Genomic DNA, 5,445 nt, shown 5'->3' on the forward strand with positions numbered 1-5,445 from the left:
GCCTGATCCTACGACCAGGACATCGGTGTCCCAGGGTGTCTTCAAGACAGCGCCACCGACGCCATACCGCCACGGCCCGCCAGACTTGCGGCGATGACCTGACTGCGTACGGCCACGATGCGAGCGGCGTCCTCCAGGGACAGCGCGCCCGCCACGCACGCGGCCGCGATCTCACCCTGCGAGTGGCCGACCACGGCATCCGGCACCACACCGACCGACGACCAGAAGGCGGCGAGGCCGATCATCACAGCGAAGCTCGCAGGCTGCAGCACATCCACGCGCTCGAGGAGTTCGGCAGGAGCATCCCCCCGCAGCACATCCACCAGCGACCAGTCGACCCACCGCTCGAGCGCCGCCGCGCACTCAGCGATCCGCTCCGCGAACACCGGTGAGGAATCGAGGAGTTCGCGGCCCATACCGGCCCACTGCGAACCCTGCCCGGGAAAGACGAGCACGACCTTTCCGGCCCCGCCCGGCGTCGACGCGCTGCCGACGGCCACACCGCGCGCGGCCTCGCCGCGCGCCAGCGCGCCCAGGCCCGCCCGGGCCTCCTCGGGCGAGTCGGCCACGACGACCGCGCGCTCGGCGAGCGTCGCCCGGCCGGTGGCCAATGCGGCCGCCACGTCGGCGAGCGCGACTGTGCCGGTCGCCTCGACGAACGAAAGCAGACGCTCCGCCTGGCCGGTGAGCGAGGCGGCCGTGGCCGCCGACAGCACCAGCGGCACCACGCCGTCGACGGCTGGAGCCGGAGAGGGGCCGGAGGCAGTTTCGGCGGCGGGCGCTTCTTCCGGCGCCTGCTCCAGGATCAGGTGGGCGTTCGTACCGCTGGCACCGAACGAAGACACACCGGCCCGGCGCGGCCGGCCCACCTCTGGCCACGCGCGGGCCTCCGTCAGCAGCTCCACCGAGCCCGCCGTCCAGTCCACCTGCGAGGTGGGGGCGTCGACGTGCCGGGTGGCGGGCATGACGCCGTGCCGCAGTGCCTGCACCATGTTGATCACTGCGGCCACGCCGGAGGCGGCCTGGGTGTGGCCGATCACCGACTTGACCGAGCCGAGCCACAGCGGCCTGCCCTCCGACCGGTCCTGGCCGTACGTGGCGATCAGGGCTTGCGCCTCGATCGGGTCACCAAGAACGGTGCCGGTGCCGTGGCCCTCGACCATGTCGATGTCGGCCGTAGTGAGGTCGGCGCTCTCCAGCGCCTTGCGGATGACGCGCTGCTGCGCGGGTCCGTTGGGCGCCGTCAGACCGTTGGAAGCGCCGTCCTGGTTGAGGGCGGAGCCGCGGATCACCGCGAGGACCCGGTGTCCGTTGCGGCGTGCTTCCGACAGCCGCTCGAGCAGGATCACACCTGCTCCCTCGGCCCAGCTGGAGCCGTCCGCGCAGGCCGCGTACGACTTGCAGCGGCCGTCGAAGGCGAGGCCGCGCTGCCGGGCGAAGCCGACGAATCCGCCGGGGGTCGCCATCACGGTGGCGCCGCCGGCCAAGGCCATGGAGCACTCGCCTCGCCGCAGTGCCTGGGCGGCCAGGTGGATGGCAACCATGGAGGAGGAACACATGGTGTCGACGGTGACCGCGGGGCCTTCGAGGCCGAGTGTGTAGGCGACCCGTCCCGAGGCGATGCCGCCCGCGGTGCCCAGGGCGCGCTCCAGGCTGAGGAAGCCTTCGAGGCCGCTGAGGTCGGGCGCGTAGTCCTGGTGGACCATGCCGGCGAACACGCCGATGTCAGTGCCGCGTACGGAGTGCGGGTCGATGCCGGCTCGTTCGAGGGCCTCCCAGGAGACTTCGAGGAGCTGCCGCTGCTGCGGGTCCATCGCGAGCGCCTCGCGCGGCGATATCCCGAAGAACGCGGCGTCGAATTGTCCGGCGTCGTGCAGGAACGCGCCCTCGCGGACATACGTCGTGCCGGGGTTGTCCGGGTCGGGGTGGTAGAGGCCCTCCAGATCCCAGCCGCGGTCCTCGGGGAAGGTGGTGTAGACGTCGGTGCCGTCGGTCACCACCCGCCACAGGTCCTCGGGGGTGCGTATGCCGCCCGCGTACCGACAGGCCATCGAAACGATCGCGATGGGTTCGGCCGAGGACTCGGAGAGACGCTGGTTCTCCTGCTGGAGCCGCGTGTTCTCCTTGAGCGAGGCACGCAGTGCGTTGACGATCTGCTCGTCCGGTGCCGCCATCTCGGTAGGTCCTCCGTCTTTGTCGCTGTCGGTAAACCAAATGTCGGTAGGTCAGTTGGTGTCGTTTCCCAGGGCGCGCTTCACGAAGTCGGCGACGTCCATCACGTCGCGCAGGTCGGCGTCGTCCTCAGCGGCGGGCATCACCGGGTCTGGCTGGGGAGTCGTCACCCCGGGGCGGAGCCGTCCTCGGGACCAATAGGGCTGGGCAGCATGTCGAGAAGGCCGGCCTCCCCGGAACCAGGGGAGCGCGACCTGATCAGAGCGCGGGAAACCGACGAGGGCGTCCGGGGTCGGACAGTCGAAGATGCGGGTCGCGGGCGGCTGCGAAGTACGAGGTCAGTTGACGCGGCGCGGAACCCTCATCGCGGACGCTCACATCGATGCGAAAAAGAGAAGACACACATAATGACCCCTGAATTTGTTGCTGGGCAATTCTGTGACTGCAGAGGGTCCGCGAATATCGTGGGCTGCCTCCACGAGATTAGACAGAGCCGCCTTCGCGGGGCATCCCCTGGTCTGGTAGCTCCCCGGTCGCGTCCAGGAAGTGGTGCAGGGCTCCCACCGGGTCCATACGATTGTTCCGTTTTCGCAGTGACTATCCGGATATGAGGCACCTGCTCGGCGAGGCGGCACACAGGGTTGCCCGGGCGCACGGCGCGGATCAACGTCCGCCTCACCACGTCGGACATGGTTCACGTCAGGTGATCAGTCGGGGTCGTTCCCCAGGGCGCGCTTGACGAGGTCGGCGACGTCCATCACGTCGATCAGGTCGGCGTCGTCCTCAGCGGCGGCCATCACCGGGTCTGGCTCGGGAGTCGTCACCCCGGGGGCGGAGCCGCCCTCGGGACCGGCGAGGCTGAGCAGCATGTCGAGAAGGCCGGCCTCCCGGAACCTGGCGAGCGGAACCTCCGCGAGTACGCGCCTCAGATCGTCCTCCCGCATGTCCAGGTCGTCGTCGCCCGTTTCCGTCAGCAGTTCAGAGCGCAGGAAACCGACGAGGGCGTCCGGGGTCGGATAGTCGAAGATGAGGGTCGCGGGCAGGCGTAGACCGGTGGCCACGTGCAGGCTGTTGCGGAGGTTGACCGCGGCGAGCGAGTCGAAACCGGCCTCCTGGAAGGACTGGAGCGGACCGATGCTGTCCGTGCTGCTGTGTCCGAGGACGGTCGAGGCCTGGCCGCACACCAGCCGGAGCAGGAGACGGTTCTGTTCCGCCTCGGGGACGTCGCGGAGGGAGTCCACCAGGGATGAGGTGATGCTGGTGTTCTCGGCATCGGGCTGGGAGGCACGCAGGGCGGCGGCGGCCTCGGGCAGGTCGGCGAAGAGCGGGCTGACCCGAACAGAGGTGAACGCCGGGATAAACGCCTCCCAGTCCATGTCGACGACCGTCACGGCTTTCTCCCGCGCTTCCACGGCCTGTTCGAACGCGGTCATCGCGATCTGTCGGGTCATCGGCAGGACACCGCGGCGGCGCAGCTGCGCGAGGGTCGCCTCGTCCATGGCAGGGCCGACTTCATCGAGGGCTCCCCAGGCGATCGAGGTGGCCGCGAGTCCTCGGCCGCGGCGCCGCTCGACCAGGGCATCCAGGACTGCGTTGGCCGCGCCAGAGACGCCCTGGCCACCACCGCCCCAGATTCCGGCGATCGAGGAGAAGACCACGAAGGCATCGAGCGGGGCCCTGCCGGCGTCGGTGCCGGTGTCGGTGAACAGTTCGTCGAGCCATACAGCGGTGTCGACCTTGGCCGCGAAGACCTCGGTGAGGTCGGCGAGGCCGGTGTCGGCGATGTTGCTGGTCCAGGCGGTATCGGCGGCGTGTACGACGGCGGTGACCGGCTGTTCCTCCGGGGTCTCGGCGATGAGTCGGGCCAGCGTTTCACGGTCGGCGTCGGCGCAGGAGACGACTGTCGTCTCCACCCCGGTGGCCGCGAGCCTGTCCAGCAACTTGGTGACGGCGTCGGCGGGCGCCTGAGCCGTGGTCGTGATGATGAGACGGCGCACGCCGGACCGGGCGAGCCAGAGCGAGGCATGTGCGCCGAGGGCCTCGGCGCCGCCGGTCACAAGGACTGTGCCATGAGGCTGCCAGCCGCCGTCGGCGGGCGCCTCGGGTGCGGGCTTGCGCGTGAGCCGCCTGCTGTAGATGCCGGAGCGGCGTACGGCGAGCTGGTCATCCCGCGCCACGCCGTTCAACGCGCCCACTAGATACTGCGCGGTGCGGGCGTCGGCGGTAGCCGGTAGGTCGATCAGGCCGCCCCACCGGTCGGAGTGTTCAAGGGCCACGGCGCGGCCCAGGCCCCAGAGCGCGGCCTCGCCAGGATCGGTGACGGAGTCCTGGATACCGGTGTTCACCACGCCCCGGGTCAGACACCACAGTGGCCCGTCGACGCCCGCGTCCCCGAGTGCCTGAATCAGCGCGAGGGTCCTGGCGGCGGTGACAGTGGCGTCCTGCGTGCCGTCGAGGGCGAGCAGAGAGAGAACTCCTGCCGGCTCGTACTCGGCTCGGATGCCGCTCAACTGCTCGGTGAGCCCCGTGCGGGTGAAAGTAGAGGGAGCAGTCTCCAAGGGCACGATGTCGAGTCCCTGGGCACCGAGGGCCGCGAGGAGCTCGGCCACCTGGGAGCCGGCCGTGGAGTCAGCCGGGAAATCGGTCGCGCCTTCGATCAGGCGTCCCGGCGGCAGTACGGCGAGCCAGCGGCCCGCGGGTACTCCCGACATCTCCCGGTCCAGAGGCCGCCAGGTGATGGCGTAGCGGAGGCGCTCAGCGCTGAACCGCTGCCGGCGCCTGCCGCGCCAGTCCGCCAACACCGGCACGACAGTACGCAGGGCGTCTCGCAGACTGGCGGAGTCCGGGGCGAGCAGCCCGGCGAGCGAGTCCGCGTCGGTCCGCTCGACGGCGCTCCAGAAGTCCGCGTCGGGGTCCTCGCCCGAGGCGCCGCTGCCTTCGGTGCTGTCGGCCTCCTGCAACCAGTAGTGACGTCGATCGAAGGCGTACGTCGGGAGCTCGACCTGCGATGCACCGGCACCGGACGGCAGCATCGCCACCCAGTCCACAGGCACGCCCCGGACAAAAAGCTCGGCCATCGAGGTGAACAGCCGGTGCATACCGCCCTCGTCACGGCGCAGCGTGCCACCGACGACAGCACGCAGCCGGACCGTGTCATCCGCCTGGTCCACGATCTCATTGACCGGCTGGACCAGAACCGGGTGAGCGCTCGACTCCACGAAGACGGTGTGACCGCCGGCCAGGAGATCGGCGATCGCGGGACCGAAACGGACC

At 70.2% G+C, this 5,445-nt stretch carries 2 protein-coding genes; both read right to left on the reverse strand.

Translation table 11 applies throughout. The annotated features are described in order from the left end of the window. Window positions 1-41 precede the first annotated feature (41 nt). Window positions 42-2,174, reverse strand: coding sequence for a type I polyketide synthase (locus AB0958_RS44380; protein ID WP_366896171.1), 2,133 nt, complete (start codon window positions 2,172-2,174; stop codon window positions 42-44). A gap of 705 nt (window positions 2,175-2,879) precedes the next feature. Continuing rightward, on the reverse strand, window positions 2,880-5,445 hold a 2,566-nt coding region (locus AB0958_RS44385), incomplete at its 5' end, for a KR domain-containing protein (protein ID WP_366896172.1).

The sequence above is a fragment of the Streptomyces sp. NPDC006655 genome (assembly GCF_040703965.1).
Classification (GTDB): Bacteria; Actinomycetota; Actinomycetes; order Streptomycetales; family Streptomycetaceae; genus Streptomyces.